Annotated in this window: 14 protein-coding genes; 9 read left to right on the top strand and 5 right to left on the bottom strand. The window is 44.0% G+C overall.

Annotated features, from left to right (window positions below; all coding sequences use genetic code 11):
- Positions 1-315: 315 nt before the first annotated feature.
- Entirely contained in the window at positions 316-1359 is a 1044-nt protein-coding gene (gene lpxD, locus H6G83_RS00090; RefSeq protein WP_190465383.1) for a UDP-3-O-(3-hydroxymyristoyl)glucosamine N-acyltransferase, read from the top strand.
- Between the two features lie 59 nt (positions 1360-1418).
- On the opposite strand, the gene H6G83_RS00095 is transcribed toward lpxD, so the two are convergent.
- On the bottom strand, positions 1419-1685 hold the full coding sequence (locus H6G83_RS00095; protein ID WP_190465385.1) for a hypothetical protein: 267 nt from the start codon (positions 1683-1685) through the stop codon (positions 1419-1421).
- A gap of 13 nt (positions 1686-1698) precedes the next feature.
- On the opposite strand from H6G83_RS00095, the gene H6G83_RS00100 reads away from it, so the two are divergent.
- The 4 genes from H6G83_RS00100 to H6G83_RS00115 all read left to right on the top strand — a co-directional run bounded on the left by H6G83_RS00100 (position 1699) and on the right by H6G83_RS00115 (position 7369).
- Complete coding sequence (locus H6G83_RS00100) at positions 1699-3210, top strand: AAA family ATPase (RefSeq protein ID WP_190465387.1); 1512 nt, start codon at positions 1699-1701, stop codon at positions 3208-3210.
- A 95-nt stretch (positions 3211-3305) separates the two neighbouring features.
- A complete protein-coding gene (locus H6G83_RS00105; RefSeq protein WP_190465389.1) occupies positions 3306-3782 on the top strand; it encodes an SH3 domain-containing protein in 477 nt (158 codons plus the stop codon).
- A 404-nt stretch (positions 3783-4186) separates the two neighbouring features.
- On the top strand, positions 4187-5719 hold the full coding sequence (locus H6G83_RS00110; RefSeq protein ID WP_190465391.1) for a peptidoglycan-binding domain-containing protein: 1533 nt from the start codon (positions 4187-4189) through the stop codon (positions 5717-5719).
- Positions 5720-5797: 78 nt separating this feature from the next.
- Positions 5798-7369, top strand: coding sequence for a phytoene desaturase family protein (locus tag H6G83_RS00115; RefSeq protein WP_190465393.1), 1572 nt, complete (start codon positions 5798-5800; stop codon positions 7367-7369).
- 266 nt (positions 7370-7635) lie between these two features.
- Here H6G83_RS00115 and H6G83_RS00120 read toward each other — a convergent pair whose 3' ends face one another.
- The gene (locus H6G83_RS00120; RefSeq protein ID WP_190465395.1) at positions 7636-7860 is read right to left on the bottom strand and encodes a hypothetical protein; all 225 of its coding nucleotides are present in this window, start codon (positions 7858-7860) and stop codon (positions 7636-7638) included.
- A gap of 50 nt (positions 7861-7910) precedes the next feature.
- On the bottom strand, positions 7911-10937 hold the full coding sequence (gene sbcC, locus H6G83_RS00125) for an exonuclease subunit SbcC (protein WP_190465397.1): 3027 nt from the start codon (positions 10935-10937) through the stop codon (positions 7911-7913).
- A gap of 484 nt (positions 10938-11421) precedes the next feature.
- On the opposite strand from sbcC, the gene H6G83_RS00130 reads away from it, so the two are divergent.
- Positions 11422-14616 carry a PAS domain S-box protein gene (locus H6G83_RS00130; RefSeq protein ID WP_190465399.1) on the top strand — a complete coding sequence of 1065 codons (3195 nt, stop codon included), beginning with the start codon at positions 11422-11424 and terminating at the stop codon, positions 14614-14616.
- A gap of 572 nt (positions 14617-15188) precedes the next feature.
- Positions 15189-15887, top strand: coding sequence for a conjugal transfer protein TrbI (locus tag H6G83_RS00135; protein WP_190465401.1), 699 nt, complete (start codon positions 15189-15191; stop codon positions 15885-15887).
- A gap of 199 nt (positions 15888-16086) precedes the next feature.
- Here the strand turns inward: H6G83_RS00135 and H6G83_RS00140 are convergent, their stop codons facing one another.
- On the bottom strand, positions 16087-16698 hold the full coding sequence (locus H6G83_RS00140; RefSeq protein WP_190465403.1) for a hypothetical protein: 612 nt from the start codon (positions 16696-16698) through the stop codon (positions 16087-16089).
- Between the two features lie 352 nt (positions 16699-17050).
- Between H6G83_RS00140 and H6G83_RS00145 the strand changes: the two genes are divergently transcribed.
- The gene (locus H6G83_RS00145; protein WP_190465404.1) at positions 17051-17713 is read left to right on the top strand and encodes a TVP38/TMEM64 family protein; all 663 of its coding nucleotides are present in this window, start codon (positions 17051-17053) and stop codon (positions 17711-17713) included.
- 12 nt (positions 17714-17725) lie between these two features.
- Positions 17726-18709, top strand: coding sequence for a glycosyltransferase family 2 protein (locus H6G83_RS00150; protein WP_190465406.1), 984 nt, complete (start codon positions 17726-17728; stop codon positions 18707-18709).
- Between the two features lie 244 nt (positions 18710-18953).
- Here the strand turns inward: H6G83_RS00150 and H6G83_RS00155 are convergent, their stop codons facing one another.
- The gene (locus H6G83_RS00155) at positions 18954-19970 is read right to left on the bottom strand and encodes a ribose-phosphate pyrophosphokinase (RefSeq protein ID WP_190465408.1); all 1017 of its coding nucleotides are present in this window, start codon (positions 19968-19970) and stop codon (positions 18954-18956) included.
- Positions 19971-20427 lie beyond the last annotated feature (457 nt).

The raw sequence follows: 20427 nt of genomic DNA on the forward strand, positions 1-20427 counted from the left end.
AAATTTCTATTACACATATTTATCAGAATTAAGGTTATATTTGCAAGACTAACAATTACTCTTATTTAAAATTTTATTTATATGAGGATAATATTTAAATCAGAAGTTACACAACTGGCACTTGGGGTAGGGTGCGTCAGATGTGGAAAATCCTTGATTGTGTACGAAATTATTGGGGCTGACGCACCGTACAGTTATTGTGATTATGACACTTGCGTAAGCCCTAATCTACTCAATATCGGAATACACTTAAACTGTAACTAATTAATTTGTCAAGCCGTCCAAGAAGGACGGGGTTTCCCACCCATTTTTCTGATGAAGTTTAGCGAAATACTCAATCGATTAAATGCTAACATCGCTGACCATAGCCTAACTCAAAATCCCAACCAAGACCCGGAAATCATGGGGATGGCAGCTATTGATGAAGCTATAAGTGGTACTCTGTGCTATGTGGAAAATGAGAAATTTGCCTCTCTGATCAGAGAAACAAATGCTACTGCTGTGATTTTGCCGATAAATGATGCAATTCAAGCTCAAGCCCAAGCAAGAGGGCTGGCTTGGATGACATCACCAGATCCAAAATTACTATTTGCTCAAGCGATCGCCTTATTCTACCAACCCTACCGCCCCAACCCAGAAATTCATCCCACAGCCGTTATTCACCCCACAGCCAAAATCGGCAATGATGTTTACATCGGCCCCCATGCAGTAATTCAGCAAGGGGTAGAAATTGGCAATAATGCAGTTATCCATCCCAATGTCGTCATTTATCCTGATGTAAAAATAGGCGATCGCACCACCTTACACGCAAACAGCACCATCCACGAACGCAGCCAAATCGGTGCAGATTGCGTCATTCATAGTGGTGCTGTCATTGGTGCGGAAGGTTTTGGTTTTGTCCCTACCCGCAGTGGTTGGTACAAAGTAGAACAATCCGGCTACACAGTATTAGAGGATGGTGTAGAAGTCGGGTGTAACACAGCTATTGACCGCCCAGCAGTGGGAGAAACCCGCATCGGACGCAATACTATCATTGATAACTTAGTACAAATCGGTCACGGCTGTCACATTGGTTCTGGTTGCGCGATCGCTGGTCAAGCAGGTATAGCGGGAGGTGTAAACATAGGTAATCGCGTCATCTTAGCAGGACAAGTAGGAATCGCCAACAAAGTAAAAATCGGTGATGGAGCGATCGCATCAGCACAAACTGGTATCGCTAGTGATGTTGCGCCCGGAGAAATTGTTTCCGGTTCTCCAGCCATACCTCACAAACTCTATCTGAGAATCTCTGCTATTTATAGCCGCTTACCAGACATCTATCAAACGTTCAGACAATTACAACGTCAAACGAAAAAGTAACTTCTGGTAGGTGTTAGGGGAGCGGGGGGAGATGGGGGAGATGTGGTTCTCTGCGTTCCCTACGGGACGCTACGCGAACGCGATAGCGTGTCGTAGACAGACGCTCCGCTAGCTACCGCTTCCACGGAGTGGTACGACTGCGCGGTAGTTGAGCTTATATCTTGCACCATTATCTTCCACTCGAAAATCTGAGCTTCAAAACCCTTATGATTTCGTAGGGTGGGTAGTGCATCGCCACTCACTAGTCCCCAATCCCCAATCCCACGTAATTCAAATGGGATTTTGGTGAAAGAAAGTTGTACATTGCCATCAAGAGCAATTAACAACTAACCCCTATATATGAATTTTCGTGAAGAGTTTAAACTGCTGTTGAGGGCGCGTTACCCTTTAATTTACATTCCTACCTACGAGGAGGAACGGGTGGAAACTGCTATCCGCGAAGAAGCAGCTAATCAAGGTAATCGCCCGGTTTATACTTGGGATTTTGTCGATGGCTACCAAGGTAATCCCAATGATGCGGGATTTGGGCGGCGTAATCCCCTGCAAGCTTTGGAATTTTTGGAAAAATTACCAGCCTCAGCGCCAGTCGTCTTAATTTTACGCGATTATCATCGCTTTTTAGATGATGTGGCGATCGCCCGCAAACTCCGCAACTTAGCCAGACTCCTCAAGTCCCAACCCAAAAATATCGTCCTATTATCCCCACGCATCGCCATTCCTGACGATTTAACCGAAATTTTAACCGTGGTTGAGTTTCCCTTACCCAACGCCCCAGAAATTAAAACCGAAGTTGAACGTTTACTACAAGCCACCGGTAATACTCTCTCTAACAAGCTCACAGATGACTTAGTGCGTTCTTGTCAAGGGCTATCTATGGAAAGGATCAGGCGGGTTTTAGCCAGAGCGATCGCATCTCATGGCGAATTGCAACCAGAAGATGTAGATTTAGTATTACAGGAAAAGCGCCAAACCATCCGCCAAACCCAAATCCTCGACTTTTACCCAGCCACCGAGCAGATTTCTGACATCGGCGGACTCGATAACCTCAAAGATTGGCTATTGCGCCGGGGTGGTTCTTTCAGCGAACGCGCCCGCCAGTATGGACTACCCCATCCCAGGGGTTTATTATTAGTAGGTATTCAAGGTACTGGTAAATCCTTAACAGCAAAAGCGATCGCCCATCATTGGCATTTACCCTTACTGCGCCTAGATGTGGGACGATTATTTGGCGGTTTAGTGGGTGAATCAGAATCCCGCACCCGACAAATGATTCAAGTCGCCGAAGCCCTCGCTCCCTGCGTTCTGTGGATTGATGAAATCGACAAAGCGTTTTCAGGACTGGGAAGTAAAGGTGATGCAGGTACTACCAGTCGCGTCTTCGGTACATTTATCACTTGGTTAGCAGAAAAAACTTCCCCAGTGTTTGTTGTCGCCACCGCCAACAACATCCAAGCCTTACCACCAGAAATGCTCCGTAAAGGGCGATTTGATGAAATCTTCTTTGTTGGTTTACCCAGCCAAGAAGAAAGAAAAGCCATTTTTAACGTCCATTTATCCCGACTACGCCCCCACAATTTGAAAAATTATGACATTGATCGGTTAGCATACGAAACACCAGATTTTTCTGGCGCAGAAATTGAGCAAACATTAATTGAGGCGATGCACATCGGCTTCAGTCAAAACCGTGATTTCACCACCGATGATATTTTAGAAGCGGCTAGTCAGATTATACCCCTAGCACGCACAGCTGTAGAACAGATTCAAGAACTACAGGAATGGGCCGCAGCAGGGAGAGCGCGTCTAGCATCAAAACAAAGTCCTTTAAGTGACACCTTCGGTAAATTACGTTAACAGTTGACAGTTGACAGTTGATAGTTGACAGTTGACGGTTGACGGTTGACGGTTAACTGTTAACTAATGACTAATGACTAATGAGGTTTTAGATTATGTTTTCTGCTTTACTTAAATTTATACTAGGGATATTGTTGGCGATCGCAGTTTTATTAGGTAGCGGCGTTGCAGTCGGACTGTATTTTCTCAACAGAACCTCCATACCCCCTAGCAAGCCGATTTACGCTAATGATAGTCCCGCCCTCAAAGACCCAGATAAGAAAAACAAGACACAACCAACTCCTAAATCTGAAGCCACACCTGAAACTTCTCCTACTCCCTCCCCAACTCCCACAGAAACAGAAGAAGCATTACCCAAAGGTGCTTATAAAGGAAAGATTACTTGGCCTCAAGGCGTAAGCTTGCGGGCTGAACCTACTTCAGAATCAGAACGTGTCGGCGGTGCTGCTTTTAACGAAAAAATTATTGTCTTGGAAGAGAACTCCGATAAAGTTTGGAAAAAGGTGCGTGTTGAAAGCAGCAAAATAGAAGGTTGGACAAAAGTAGGGAATATTGAGCGCGTCGATGAATAAAAATTCTTAATTATCGTGACTTAGTGTAAATAGGAGACTCAAACTTCAACTCCTCCAACTTATAAGTAGAGACACTTAATTAAATATAACAGGACTTACGCAAGTGTCACAATTGGTGGTTGGTGCGTGACGCTACAAGTCTGATTACTACGTTCAAATATTTTCAGAGCGTCACACACCCTACAGAAAAAATATGCCAGTTGCGTAAGTCCTATATAAGGAGGAAGTGGCATTTTTGTTTTAAACAATACCTGAATATATAGTAAATATATTTAGATTTCCAGCAATAGCAGTTTATTAAGTATTTTTACGCAATTACCGGAAAATAATCTAGCCGTTGTGATTTTAATCTTGACGACAACCCCGATCAGGGGATTTCTCTACCTCGAAAAAGCAGAACAGACATGGACACGATTAGTTATTCTCATCTAGCTTCAGTTTATGAATCAACTGAAGAAGTGAATTTTATCCCAATAAAAATTAATCTGAAATTTTGGCTATCACAGAAACTATCTAGTAATGCAGCAATCAGGCTGTTATCTGTAGCACTAACTATCAGCATCTTGGGCGTAGCTGGACAAGCCTTAGCCGTGCAGCAAGTAGGCAGCAATAGCCCAGAAGTAGCCAATATTCAGAGATGTCTCAAACAATTAGGCTTTTTTAACGGCCCTGTTAACGGTAGGTTTGCTAGCATCACCCGTAGCGCCGTCATTAATTTTCAGAGAAATAACAGACTTACTGCGGATGGTGTTGTTGGTGCTGGTACACAAAGAGCTTTACAAAGAGCTTGCCGTACTGCAACACCTGGGGGTAATATTGGCGGTGAATTGCGCTTAGGTAGTAGAGGCGCAGCAGTTACCCAATTACAACAGAATTTGCGGCGGTTAGGCTACTTTAACGGCCCCAACACTGGCTATTTTGGCTCAGAAACTCAGCAAGCAGTCATTAGATTTCAACGTGCTAATAGTATATCTACTACTGGTATTGTCGGTAGCCAAACTGCACAAGCTATCAGAAATGCTGTTGGTGTTGGTGGGGAATATCCTGTACTTTCGGAAGGTAGCACAGGCCCGGCTGTTACTAGACTACAGCAGCGTTTACGCGAGTTGGGTTATTTCAATGCTAATCCCACAGGAAGTTTTCGAGGTATCACTAGAGAGGCGGTCATGGCCTTTCAACGCAACGCAGGTTTACCCATTACTGGAGTTGTTAACGCCCAGACTTGGAATGCTTTAGATAATGTTGGTCTTCCAGGTAGACCGAATTTATCAACTCAACAGGTGAGAGATTTGCAGCAAAGGCTACGGGACTTGGGTTATTTTAACACCAATCCGACAGGCACTGTCGGGGCGATGACTAGGGATGCCATTATCCGATTTCAACGGGAATATGGATTGAGTGCCGATGGTATTGCTGATGTACAAATCTTACAGGCAGTCAACCAAGCTTGGGAAGATAGATATGCTAATCAGCAGCCAACTAGAGATTTTCTCACTGTAGGCGATCGCGGTAACAATGTCAGAGCCGTGCAACAGCGTTTATCAGAACTAGGCTTTTTTAACGGTAGTTTCGATGGCTACTATGATGACTACACCAGAGCCTCCGTAGTCGCATTCCAACAATACAATCAACTTAATCCCACAGGTAACGTAGATTGGCAAACTTGGAATGCACTCAACATCAACAATGGTACTTCCACATCAGAGGATTTTAACAATCCTGGGAATTTTGGAAATAATCGTTATGTAGTTGTAGTACCAGTTCGCAATGGTAGTACCCTCAATCAAGTACGCCGTTATGTACCCAATGCGTTCACAGCCAACTCCAATTTAGGAACTTACATCAACGCCGGCAGTTTTAGCGATCGCGCCTCCGCCGAAAGAACCTCTAAAATGTTACGCTCTAATGGGTTAGATGCAAGAGTGCAGTATTTTTAGGGTAATGGGTAATGGGTAATGGGTAATGGGTCATCGGTAATGGGTAATGGAAAGAAATTGACTAATGACTAATGACTAATGACTGATGTAATTGTAATTGGTAGTGGTATTGGGGGTTTGAGTTGTGCTGCTGTGTTAGCACGCTATGGCTTTGATGTGATTGTTTGTGAAAGTCATACCATTGCAGGTGGCGCAGCGCACAGTTTCACACATCAAGGATTTAAGTTTGACTCAGGGCCTTCTCTCTACTCTGGGTTGTCTTACAGTCCTTCCGTTAACCCTCTGCGACAAGTGCTAGATGTGATTGGTGTTGATTTGCCTTTGGTCACTTATGATACTTGGGGCTGTCGTCTGCCAGAAGGTGATTTTGATGCCTCGGTCGGTGCAGAACAGTTTTGCGACTTGTTGGCGAGGCTGCGGGGCGACGATGCGGTGTTACAATGGCGACAGTTGCAAAGAGTGATGACACCATTAGCCGAAGCGGCGATCGCACTTCCTCCAGCTGCGTTACGCTGGGATTTAGGCGCAGCTTTCACAGTCGGCAAATTTGCCCCATCTCTAGCTAAACACGCTACCAATTTTATTAAGTTAACAGGGCCTTTCTCTCGCATCATGGATGATGTTGTCCGTGACCCGTTTATTAATAATTGGCTGAATTTGTTGTGTTTTCTCCTCTCTGGACTCCCCGCATCTGGTACTAACGCCGCAGAAGTCGCTTTTATGTTTGCTGACTGGTACAAACCAGGGGTAGTTCTAGATTACCCTGTCGGTGGTAGCGGTGCTTTAGTCGATGCTCTTGTCAAAGGGTTAGAAAAACATGGCGGACAATTGCTTTTAGGTAGTCATGTTGAGCAAATATTGGTAGAAGGTAATAGGGCGGTTGGTGTCAAATTGCGTGGTGGTCGAGAAATTCGGGCGCGGCGGGCGGTTGTTTCTAATGCTTCGGTGTGGGATACACTGAAGTTACTGCCAGATGGGACTATATCCAAAAAATTCCGTAACCAACGCCAAGCAACACCAGAATGTGATAGTTTCATGCACCTGCACTTAGGTATTGATGCCCAAGGTTTACCCGCAGATTTAGCTTGTCATTATATTGTGGTGAATGACTGGCAATTGGGTATTACTGCACCGCAGAATGTTGTGCTGGTATCCATTCCTTCAATTCTCGACCCTTCCCTTGCACCCCCAAGTAAGCACACAATTCATGTATATACCCCTGGAAATGAACCTTACGCACTTTGGCAAGGACTGGATAGGAGAAGTCAGGAATATGAGCAACAAAAGCGATCGCGTGCGGAAGTCATGTGGCAAGCTTTAGAAAGAATCATCCCCGATATCCGCAAGCGTTGCGAAATCACCCTAGTCGGTACACCCCTCACCCACGAACGTTATTTACGCCGTCATCGTGGTTCCTACGGCCCAGCAATTTCCGCCGCCTCTGGTTTATTCCCTAGCCACACCACACCCTTAAGCGGGTTGCTGTGCTGCGGTGACTCCACCTTCCCCGGCATCGGTTTACCAGCCGTCGCCGCCAGTGGCATGATTGTTGCTAATACCCTCGCTCCTGTCACTCAGCATTTAACGATGTTGGAGGAGGCAGGAGTTATAGCAGGAGGCAGGAGGCAGGAGGCAGGAGGCAGGAGGTAAAGTCTTACTATTTCTACCATTCAAGCTTTGAAAATGTCATAAAGGGTGTGATACCGTTTCTTGATGAAGATGCACTTTATTCTGCGCTGTAGAGACGTTGCATGCAACGTCTCTACATTGTTTATTCGGCGCAACTTCATGGAGAATTGGTATGACCACAGCTATATAAACTCTTGATACTTATAGCTAGAACATGAGGAAATGAAAAAACTAAGACAGCAAAAGTCTTTTAACTCTGTCACCTGTCCCCTATCACCTGTCACCTGCTATAACTCTACTTCTCTGCCCACGCTCGGGTCTCGTAAATCAGCAAAATCTTCATCAGTAAAAATAATCCCCTCGCTTTGGATTACCTGCCTAAATTTTTGTAATCCTTGCCAAAAATTATCCCCTCTAAATTCCTCCTTTTTTTGACGCAGAAACTCAAATAAATAGTCCTGTTCTTCTGTGGGCAAATTGTTAATGGAATTAATAATTTCTTGTAAATTCATCCAATGAAGCTCCTCTAAACTAAACAACAATGGTAACTGTAAGTCCCCAATCAAGTTAACAACCTGATATGTGACCCTTGTTGAGTCTTATTTACTTCAATTCTGGCTTGGAAGGCTTCTTTGAGGTGGGGCATATGGGTGACGGTGAGGATGCAGGCGAAATCGTTGGCGATCGCATTTATAGCGGCAATCAGGCGATCGCATCCTTCGGCATCCTGTGTACCAAAACCTTCATCGACAATTAACAATTGTAATGCGGCTCCGGCTCTTTGGGCTAGGAGTTTCGCCAAGGCTAAACGAATCGCAAAGTTAATTCTAAAGGCTTCCCCACCAGAATAAGTTTCGTATGCTCTTGTACCTCTGGCATCGGCGATGAGAATATCTAAGGTATCGATGAGTTTGGCGTTCTTCTTAGTAGATTTACTGCCTTTCCCCGCTCTTTGTGTAATAAATTGTACGTGCAACTGATTTGCAGTCAACCTTGCCAAGAGTTGATTTGTCTCGGCTTCCAGTTGCGGTAACACATTCTCAATCATCAGTGCTTGGATACCATTTTTACCAAACGCCTGTGCTAATTCCTGATATACACGATATTGCTGTTTGCAAGTTTGGTATTGTTTTTGTTGCTCCTCATACTGAATTTGCATCGTTTCTAGTTGATGTGTCAACTGTTCCAAACGTCCTAACTGGGCGATTTGTTCGTCTAGCTGTCGTCGTCTGCTGACTAACTGCTGTTCTAACGCTTGAATTTGCTCAATGGGGTTAGCGGCTTGGGCTAATTGTTCCACAAGGCTGTCGATTTGGGTGGCGAGTTGTTGCCGTTCTTGTAATCTCGCCAGTTTCGCCGCTTCTAATTCTTGCAGCCTTCCCTGGAGTTGGGGATACTGTTGTTGGGCTGATAATAGCTGCTGGTAACGCAACTGCCAAGATTGAGCTTGACGAAGGGCTACGCGCAGGTTATTATGCTGTTCTGAACTATAGCCAATTTCAGTAATTTGCTGCTCTAGAGCTGCGATTTGTTGAGCAGATTCTGAATGGGTTTGTTCTTGCTGACCTCTGGTTTGTAATTCGGCAATTTGGGCTTGTAGTTCTGGTTTACGGGCTGTGAGTGCAGCTAGGCGTTTTGTAGCATCCTTGATTTGCCCTTGCTTAATTTCTGCCCAGCGCCACCGTTCCACCTCACTCCGCGCCAGGGCATGGTCTTGCTCATTATAATTTAATTTTTGCAGATACTGTTCCAATTGTCGCAGTTCGGCTTGTTGATCCAGGGCATAATCACCAGCTTGTAGCGATCGCTCCAAATGTTCCTTTTCTGCTGCCAACTGTTGTAACTGTTGTTCAGCATCGCTAGTTGATTGTAATTGTGCAGCGAGTTGTCCTCTTTGCTCCCGTAAAGCATCGTAGGCGTTTAATTTCTGGTGTATTTCCCGGTATTCCTGCCGTAATAACTGAATTTCCCGATCAGAAACCGCCATTTGCTCCCGAAATACCCATAATTGCCCCTCAGTTTCCTTATACTCATCCTTAGTTTTATCTACCACCCGGTTCCAGTGATGCTCATCTAAAGGACGTTCGCACAAGGGACAGATAGCATCAGGGTTGCGGAGCATCTGCAATTTCTGCTCTAATTCTCCCAATAATCGCTCATATTCTCGTTGCTGGGCTTGCAAACGCTCCATAAAGTGCCTTCTCTCATGCCCTTTTTCCTGCACACGTTGCAAATAAACCTTATCCTTCTCCATCTTATCTATCTGCATCGCCACTTCCATCACCGCTTGTTGCAGTTGGGGTTGGCGTTGGGAAGCCCTTTGCAGTTGATTTTCTGTGGCTTGCAGTTGTTCTAGCCTAGCGACTAACCCCGCATGAACCCGATCTAAATGGCTTTGCAAACTTTGGCGCTGTTGTAACAAGGGTGACACCTGCATTTGCAACTCATCTAGATGCGCTAAATGGCGACGGGCGGCGGCGAGTTGGGATAGGGCGGCTTCTATTTCCCCTGACTTACTCAAGGTATGTTGAATTTCTTCTTCTTGCTGCTGTAAGGCTTCTAGTTGTCCTTGGACTTGTTGGAGTTGTCTTTCTAGTTCGTGAATTTGCTGAGTTAACTGTTGTTGCTTTTGTTGGCGGAGGGCTGTAGCGCGGGTATATTCCTCAAATTTGACGGTATAAGCTTCTTCTTGCGCTTGCAGACTTTGGTATTGGTTGTAGCCATCGGTAATCTCTGCTTCTCGTTGTAAGATAGCTGCTAACTCAGCCAACTGCGTTTTCACAGTTGACTGTTCTTGTTGGAGGCGATCGCCATCTTGGCTGAGATTTTGGTATTGTTGTCTAACAAAGTTGAGTTGTTGTTCTGTAGTTTGCCTTTGATGTTGAATCACCTGCAAACTCTGCAACTTAATCGTCTCAAAAGCTTGTACCTGTTGCAGTTGATTAATTTGCGACTCTAATTCTTGCCGTTGGGCTTGAGTATTTTCCTGTTGTTTGAGTTGCGTTTTCATCGACTCCAAAGAACGCTCTAGTTCTTCCGAGCGAATCTTAAATTGGCGTGATGATTCCTTAGCTCGTTCCTCTAATTCATCATACTGATTAAGCTTCAACAACTCCGCCAAAATTTCCTTGCGTTCGCTGGGGCGTTTGAGCATAAATTCATCCGCCCGCCCTTGACGCAGGTAAGCCGAGTTAATAAAAGTATCGTAATCAAGCTTGATATGTTCTAATATCAAGTCCTGAGTCGCCCGCACACCTTTACCCGTAATTGCTCGAAACCCAGAAGGTGTTTCGATTTGAAATTCCAGAACCCCAGCCGCACCCCGCACCCTAGAGCGAATTACGCGATATTTTTGCTGATTATTTTGAAAAGTAAAATCAACTCTTACCTCTTTTTCACCAGCATTAATCACATCATCTTCAGCCGCCGCGCGACTTTCACCCCACAGCGCCCATGTAATGGCTTCGAGGAGAGATGACTTACCAGCTCCATTGGAACCACAAATACAAGCCGTATGCAAACCCCGAAAATCTAAAGTTGCATCACGGTAACTAAGAAAGTTTTTGAGAACAAGTTGTACTGGAATCATTGAGGCTATAGCGCCGCATCTACATTTTAAGAGGACTTACGCCACGAGACTCTCTGCTATGGGAGGGTGTAAGGGTGTAAGGGTTTGGAACACCTCTACTCCTATACCTTATCTTTGCCAAAGCAATAGATTTTTCGTTTTCATGGGTAAATCTTGATTTTATTAACTAGCAGTACAGATGCACTCTTGTTAGTGTAACTATGTAGTAATCAGGTTTCTAGTCTAAAAGTTAGTAAATTTACAAAAATTAACAGTATGAGAAATCAGTTTTCTCGGATTAGCTAAAACATTTAAACTACCTGTAGACAAAAACAAAAATTCTCCGGTTTATGAGAAAACCTACAACCGAGCATCAAAAAATCTTTACCCTACACCTCTACAGCCCAATTTTTTCATATTCCCTATCCCGAACTGTTATGAGACTGATACATTATGAATTGAGCTTGTTACCAACTTAGATTTTTACTACTACCCTGGCAAGTCTATGCTGCCTGACAAAAAACTGATTGTGTTTATTTTGGCTTGGCTAATGCTGGCTGTGATTCAAGTCATGGCATTATACCAGGGTAAAGCTTGTAATTTTTGGTTCCCAGTCGTTAGAGGGGCGATCGCTCTCACCCTTGGGCTAGAACTAATCGCTATCATTGTCGCGGGTATAGTTTTACTGATCAAAACTATACAAGCAACTAAGCAGCAAGTATATAACAATGAGGCAAATCTTCGCGCCGCCATTGGGAATATTTTAGATGGCTTTGGTATTTACTCTGCCATCCGCGATCGCTCTGGGCAAATTGTAGACTTTCACATTGAATATGTTAATACTGCCGCCTGTGTGAGTAATGGCTGTGAAGAACAGACTAGTAGAAGACTGGGTGAAATTCTCCCCCAGCATAAAGAATCTGGGCTATTTGCACAATACTGTCAAGTGGTGGAGACTGGGCAAACACTGGTAAAAGATGAACTGATTTACGAGGATAATGACCAAGGTCAACCTTTGACGCGAGTGTTTAATATTCGCGCTGCTAAATTCCAAGACGGCTTTGTGGTAAACTGGCAGGATATAACTGAACGCCATCGGGCAGAACAAGCAGTTCTTCGCCAGCAGCAAGAATTAGCCACATTAGTAGAAAATATTCCCGGTATAGTGACGCGCTTTGATTCGCAGTTACGCTACATCTATGCTAACTCCATACATGAACAAATTACTGGCTTAAAGTCTGCGGCTTTAATTGGTAAAAACCTCTCGGAAGTTTGGGCAAATGAACCACAAGCCCCCCAATGGGAAGCAGTTCTGCAAGCAGCATTGCAAGAACAAAGCGCCGCCCAAGCTGCTTTAGCTGAGAGTGAAGAACGCTTACGTTTAGCCCTGAAAGCCGCAAATCAAGGGCTTTATGACCTGAATATTCAAACTGGGGAAGCGGTTGTAACTCCAGAATACGCCCAAATGCTAGGATATGACCCTGATGGGTTCAAGGAAACAAATCAGGCTTGGCGCGATCGCCTGCATCCCGATGACAGAAAATTAGTATATCGCGTTTACCAAGAATATATCGCCGGGAAGACTGACGAATATCGCGTCGAGTTCAGACAACGCACCAAGTCAGGCGATTGGTTATGGATTCTCTCCATTGGTAAAATAGTTGCTTGGGATGAACAAGGTAATCCTCTGCGAATGCTGGGTACACATACAGATATTACCAAGCGTAAGCAATCTGAACTAGCCCTACAAAATGCCTTGCAACTGTTAAATTTACACATAGATACTACGCCCTTGGCACTGGTACAGTGGGATGACCACCTATGCGTTACCCGTTGGTCATCTGCGGCAGAAAAAATCTTTGGTTGGCGGGCTGAGGAAGTATTAGGAAGATATATTCAAGACCTGCACATGGTTTATGAGGAGGATGTGACAGCAGTCGCCCAAGTAGGCGATCGCCTCCTGAGTGGTCAAGAATCGCAAATTATCAATTACAATCGCAACTATACCAAAGATGGCAAAGTAATTCATTGTGAGTGGTACAACTCCACCACCACTGATGAAACTGGTCGGGTAAGTTCCATACTTTCACTAGTCTTAGATGTAACTGAACGCACCAAGGCAGAGAAGGCTATACGCCAAAGCGAATTAAAATTCCGCACCCTTGCCGACACTATGCCGCAAATGGTCTGGATCACCAAACCAGACGGCTATCACGAATACTTTAATCAACGCTGGTATGACTACACAGGCAAGACACTAGAACAAACCCAAGGCGAAGGATGGCAATATATTTTACATCCTGATGATGTAGAACCCACCTTTGCCGTCTGGCAAAATAGCCTGCAAACAGGGAATAGCTATAACATTGAGTACCGCTTACGCCGTGGGAGCGATGGCGAATACCGTTGGCATTTAGGCAAAGCTCTACCGTTGAAAGAGCAAAACGGACAAATTGTCAAGTGGTTTGGTTCCTGCACCGATATTCACGACCAGAAATTGCTGATTGAAGAACGGGCGCAAGCTTTGGAAAGAGAACGGGCTGCACGCATCGAACTAGAGAAAGCCAGCCGCATGAAAGACGAGTTTTTGGCGATAGTTTCCCACGAATTGCGATCGCCCCTCAACGGGATTTTAGGTTGGTCGCGCCTACTCCGCACCCGCAAACTGTCCCCAGATAAGATTCAACAAGCCCTAGAATCAATTGAGCGCAATGCTCAAGCCCAGACGCAATTAATTGAAGACTTACTCGATATTTCGCGGATTATTCGCGGTAACATCCGCCTAAATCTGCGTCCCACCAATTTGATTCCCGTCATCCTCGCCGCCTTAGATACAGTCAGACCTGTTGCTAATAGCAAATCAATTCAAATTGACTCCCGACTTGATGCTGATGTCGTAGTCGCCGGCGACCCAGAAAGGTTACAACAAGTAGTGTGGAATCTACTGTCTAATGCTGTCAAATTTACACCTGAAGGTGGCAGGGTAGAAATTCGCCTAGCACAAGTAGAGACGAATGTGCAGATTCAGGTAATTGATACAGGCAAAGGCATTAGCCTTGAGTTTCTGCCTTATGTATTTGACCGTTTCCGCCAAGCCGACTCTACCACAACCAGAAACCAAGGAGGACTGGGTTTAGGTTTAGCGATCGTGCGGAACTTAGTGCAACTCCACAGTGGTCAAGTAGCCGTAACTAGCCTTGGAGAAGGAACAGGAGCCACATTTACAGTTGAGTTGCCAATTTTACCAACTCCCCTCAGCATCACCGCAGAACAACTGTTAATTCAAAGGCAAACAGCTTGGGATACCAACATCCAAATCACGGGACTGAAAATTTTAATAGTTGATGATGAGCCAGATACCAGAGAATTTCTGCAAACAGCCTTAGAACAATACGGCGCAACTGTCACCACAGCCTCCTCCGCCCGTGAAGCCTTACAATTAGTGCCAGTTGTCAAACCTGACGTGATACTCAGTGATATTGGGATGCCAGAAGAAGATGGTTACTCCCTCATTCGCAAAATTCGAGCGCTACCATCAGAACAAGGGGGAAACGTCCCCGCCGCCGCCCTCACCGCTTACGCCAGACAAAGCGATCGCCAACAAGCCCTCACCGCCGGCTTCCAAATTCACATCCCCAAACCAATTGAGCCAATTCAGTTACTCAAGGTTGTTGCTAGTCTGGCGGGGAGAATCTCTTGAGGAGTGGGGGAAAGGGGAAGGGGGAAGGGGGAAAGCTGACAGGTGTAGGTTTTTTATTGGTGTTCCAAAAACCTTGGTTTGGGGTGTAAGGGTGTAAGGGTGTAGGGGTGTAGGGGTGAATAAAACAATGATTTTCTCGTTAGTTTTAGAGTCCTTACTCACTTCTAGATTAAAAACCTAAACTTGTGAGAGGGGGAGTAGGGGGAGTCTCTTAAGGGCAGGTTTTTCATAAAGTAATCAGTGAGGACTATAAGATTCAGTAAATTATCAGACTTTCATCTACCCCTACACCCCTACACCCTTATACCCCTACACCCTAAAATCAGTGTTTTTGGGTCGAAGTGTAAAAAACCTGCCCTTGAAAGAAGGGGGAAAGGGGAAAGGGGAAAAGGGGAAAGGAAGAAGCCTTTAACTTCTGTCAACTGTCAACTGTCAACTGTCACCTGTCACCTGTCACCTATCAACTGTCAACTGTCAACTGTCAACTGTCAACTGTCCCCAATCATGTAAGAAACAATCCCCGTAAAACATCGTCAAGAAATATATAATTGCAGAGAACTCAAAAAAAGATTATGACTCGCTTGAATCGCTGGAGATTTGGTGCTGCCGCACTCATGGCATTAACAGTTACTACAGGAACTGTTGCCCCGATGATTGCTTTTGCACCGGCTGCTAACGCCCAATTTAATAATCAAAATCGGAGAGTTTCTATTCCTGCTGGAGTGACTTTTCCTGTCAGCTACGAGAAAGAGCAAGTAGTAGTTAGTCGTGGCGAAACTGTAGCTTTAACTTTGAGAATAGCTAACAATATTGTTGATAGCAACAGGAGAGTTTTGATTCCTGCTGGTAGCGAAGTTATTGGACAACTAGAACCCGTATATTACAACGGTAATTTCCCTCAAGACAGAAACGACCAAAATAATGTTAGAGGTGTCAGGTTTGTTGCCAGAGAGTTAGTCTATCCTTCCGGTGAAAGACAATCAATTAATGCCAGTTCTCAAACCATCACCAGAACAGAAAAAATCAGAAAAAATGACACTGGTAAAATATTAACTGACTCGGCAATTGGTGCTGGTGCTGCTACTGTGATTTCTTTGCTCACAGGTAATCGGAGAATTGAAATTTTAGAACCTGTTGGTGGTGCAGCAGCTGGTGCTGTAACTAGCATTTTACTGCGTAAAAAAGAAGTTGAAGTATTTGTGGTTCGACCACAGCAAGATTTGCGTCTGGCTTTAAATTCTAACTTGACGGTGGATGTTCCCCGTTTTTAAGTTGCACCAAAATTGAATTGTGACTTTAATTAACCCTCTTTAGGCGATCGCTACTGGAATTATAAGCAGGCGATCGCTGAATTTTTGCCGAAAAAACAGTTATAGCAGGGGACAGAGAACAGGGCTTATGTCCTCATCTATCCAGCAACTGCTATAACTAATAACTAATGACTAATGACCAATGACTAATGACTAATCACTAACGATTTCGCAGTTCTGTTTCTAACTTGTCTAAGTCACTTTTGAGCAAAACCGTCATTTGTCCTGTAAAAGCTTTACCGTCTCTTGGTTGGGCGACTTCCAACCAATAAGCGTAGCGATCGCCTACTCGTAATTCTCCCTTCAATGCTTCTCTAATGGGAGTTCTAGCCATCCGCGCTGAGTTAATAGCACTTTCATTAGGATATTCATAAAGCACTTGGGCGCGTTTAAAGTCTTGATAAATATCTAAACCGTAAATTACCCGCAAGGATTCTTGTAGACGCTCTAAGGTCATGCCATTAACTGCATCATACATGGTCAGGCGTTCACTACGAATTACACTCCGGTCTTTAGTGAAAGCCACTTTACCAGGCGGTAACACCGAGGCTTGAAAAGTGAATCGCTGGGCGGCTGTATCACTTTTTTGGACAAACAATTTCTCCCCAGCCCTGGGGCGCAGAGTGGGATGTGCTTTAATCCAAGTACCGACTTCCTCTGTACTTTGTCCAGGTAACGCATCAGCCTGGGAGTTAGTCAAAATTCCCACACACAGCCAGGAAACAAAAGAAATAGGCAAAATTAAAAGGTTAAGCCGAGATTTTTTAAGCATTTTCCTATTCGGGACTTTCATGGAAATTCACCCATGAGGGAATAACCATAGTCTTCCCGTTTTACAGAAAAATTACTTCATCTGTTTTATCTTAGCAAAAAATAAAGATCCAGTGTTTCTTCTATAACCTAGCAACTTTTAGTTACCAAAATAGGTTAATATTTTAGCGATAAGTATATAGGCATTGATTATACATAAGTATCATCTATAATTACCCAGTTTATTAATAAAAAAGTAGTAAATTTTACGTTGTTGCTAGTGAAAAATTGAAAATGGTGTTAGCGATCGCGTACCGCCTACGGTCGATGATGGCATCTTTTCTGCAAAAACGCCCATCAGGGAGCTTTAACTGATGCTGAAAGCTAAAACTAGTTTTGCCATACTGATGACTGTCTGCCTAATAGCTACCGCAGTGACGGGATATTTACTGGGAGGAATTAATCCCGCACTCATCCAGTCCTGGTTAAAAGCTGCGGGGATTTGGGCCCCTATCACTTATGTAGCTATTTATGTGATAGCAACCATCTTGATTTTGCCATCAACAGCCCTGAATTTAACAGGTGGAGCCATTTTTGGTGTTTGGATGGGAACATTTTGGACAAGTGTAGCGGCAATTATAGCTGCGATCGCCGCCTTTATATTTGCACGCACAGTAGGGCGGGAAATTGTTGCCCAAAAACTAGCGGGACGTTGGCAAGCCATAGATGCAGAAGTCAGACAGGGAGCAATATTTTATATGTTTGCTATCCGCCTGATGCCCATCCTCCCCTACGGCTTAGTTAATTTTGCCGCAGGTTTGACATCAATCAGCTTTAAAGATTACCTAATTGGCACAGCTTTAGGCACAGTACCGGGAATCTTGCCATTTGTCATGTTGGGGAGTTCTGGCTTCAAAGCCATCCGTTCTGGAGAAATTTTACCAGTAGTAGGTGCTTTGGCATTGATTGGCATCCTCGTTGGTGGTTCTACTTGGTATCGTCGTCGTCGCTCTTTTCCATCTCGTAAAAAATCTTAACATTACTCAACTATGCCACCTAAATATTCTTTTATCGTCCCGATTTACAACGAAGAAGAAAACATTGAAGAAATGTATCGCCGCATTTCCCAAGTGATGAATCAAATGGATGGTTCAGTCGAGTTGTGTTTGGTAAATGATGGTAGCCGCGATCGCTCTCTCAAAATGATGCGAGAATTACATCAACAAGATCCTCGTGTAGTCTACCTCAGTCTCGCCAGAAATTTTGGTCATCAAATCGCCGTCACCGCAGGTTTAAATCATGTCCGGGGACAAGTAGTAGTCATTCTCGATGCCGATTTACAAGACCCACCAGAGTTAATCATCGAAATGGTGGAACTGTGGCAACAAGGATACCATATAGTTTATGCCCAACGAATCAAACGCCGCCAAGAAGGCTGGTTTAAACGCTTCACAGCTTACGCCTTTTATCGGATTCTTAAACGACTGGCAGACGTAGATATTCCCACAGACACCGGGGATTTTTGCTTATTAGATCGGCAAGTTGTAGACGTACTCAACGCCATGCCAGAACGAAATCGTTACATTCGGGGATTACGTTCTTGGGTTGGCTTTAATCAAACAGCCGTCAAATTTGAGCGTGATCCGCGTTTTGCAGGTGATGTTAAATATACCTTCCGTAAATCTTTCGCCTTAGCAATTAATGGCATAGTTTCCTTCTCAAAAGTGCCATTAAGAATGTCAACTTATTTAGGTTTGTTAGCGGCTGTAGTTTCACTACTGATGTGTTTGCTAGTTTTGTATTGGCGGATTTTTACTCCCCATTCTCCCCTAACGGGAATCACCATTATTCTGATAGCTATATTCTTCTTAGGCGCAGTGCAATTAGTTAGTATTGGTATTTTGGGTGAGTATATCGGGCGAATTTATGAAGAGGTTAAACAAAGACCACTTTATACATTATCGGAAGTTAGGGGTTTTGAGCAGAAATATCCAGATGTTCAGCAAAAAATAGATATTTCTTCGTCAAATTAGTTTTTTTGTTGACTGTTGACAGTCAACCAAGCCATTAGTAGCTTATCAAGATGAAATTATTAGCCAATAATCTCACATCCTATTCATCTGCGTTTATCTGCGTTTATCTGCGTTCAATTTTTCCTAAATCTATGGACACATTTTAGCCATTAAAAATAAGAAGCATGAAGTGCGGAAAATCACCCACCTCATACTTCATATTTTTTTATGTCAGACTGTAGCAGAAAAGACAGTCTTTTTTTGACTAGCGGAACATACTACTTACAGATGTATCTTCATGAATCCGCCAGATGGTTTCACCTAGTAAGTTAGCTACTGATAACACTACTAGTTGGGGAAAGCGATCGCTTTCTGGTATGGGTATTGTATTGGTGACAATGACTTCCTCAAACACGCCACTGGACAAACGTTCAACGGCTGGAGGCGAGAAGACTGCATGGGTAGCACAAGCATATACTTGTCGCGCCCCTTCTTCACGTAATAATTTAGCGCCGGCGGCAATTGTACCACCAGTATCAATCATGTCATCAACCAAAACTGCGGTTTTGCCTTTGACATCACCAATTACATTTAAAACTTCGGCGACGTTATGCGCCTGACGGCGTTTGTCAATAATCGCTAGTGGGGCATCATTGAGCTTTTTGGCAAATGCTCTCGCCCTAGCTACACCACCAACGTCAGGAGAAACAACTACAATATCATGCAGTTGTTTGCTAACTAAATAGTCTATGATCACTGGTGAACCGTAAACATGATCAAAAGGAATATCGAAATACCCCTGAATTTGAGCAGCGTGTAAATCCATTGCTAAGACACGGTTAGCACCTGATTGAGTAATCAGGTTAGCAACCAACTTGGCAGTAATTGATTCTCTCCCTGCGGTTTTGCGGTCAGCACGAGCATAACCATAATAAGGAATTACTGCTGTTACCTGTCGCGCTGAAGCACGTCTACAGGCATCAACCATGATTAGTAATTCCATCAAGTGATCGTTAACTGGTTGACAGCATGGTTGGATGAGGTAAACATCACAACCCCTGATCGATTCCTGAATTTGAACATATAGTTCCCCATCCGCAAATCTTTTGCGAATCATGGGGCCTAAGTCCATCCCCAGGTAACGAGCGACTTCTTGAGAAAGTGGTACGTTAGAAGAGCCAGAAAACAGCCGCAGGCGATGATTTTCAGTCAGTCCTGATGCAGTTGGCTGCAGTTTAAAAGTTGCAGAACTGAGCACAGCAGATCCTCGATGTGCATTCATGGCAATCTTAGCATTAGATATTTAGTAGGTTTAACTGGAAGACGGTAAAAAAAACATCTGTGTGTTTTTTTGAAGCTTTCATAAGTACTTTAAATATTTCTCAATATAATCATCTGCCTATTTCTCGTTCCTAGTGACAAAAAAAATCTCATACAGATCAGCCTATGCCAGAAGCTAGCGTGAGTTTAGTTGATTAGCAGCATCACAAAATTTTCGGACTCTGATTAACTCATCAGCATCTTCTATTAATTATATTGCTGCTAACTCAGGAGTGATTATTCAGGGGCTAGTTGATTTCGCCCGATAGCAATCAAGAATTAGAATCATTAACAAACAAATATCTAAAGATATCCGAATGCTCATGCACTATTCTAAGATATTGCCCTCAAAATTATAATATAAACTGACAAACTAAATCTTTGATTGGTGATCACCAAAAAGTTTTTAGTTGAGAAAT

The organism is Anabaena azotica FACHB-119 (assembly GCF_014697625.1).
Classification (GTDB): domain Bacteria; phylum Cyanobacteriota; class Cyanobacteriia; order Cyanobacteriales; family Nostocaceae; genus Trichormus; species Trichormus azoticus_A.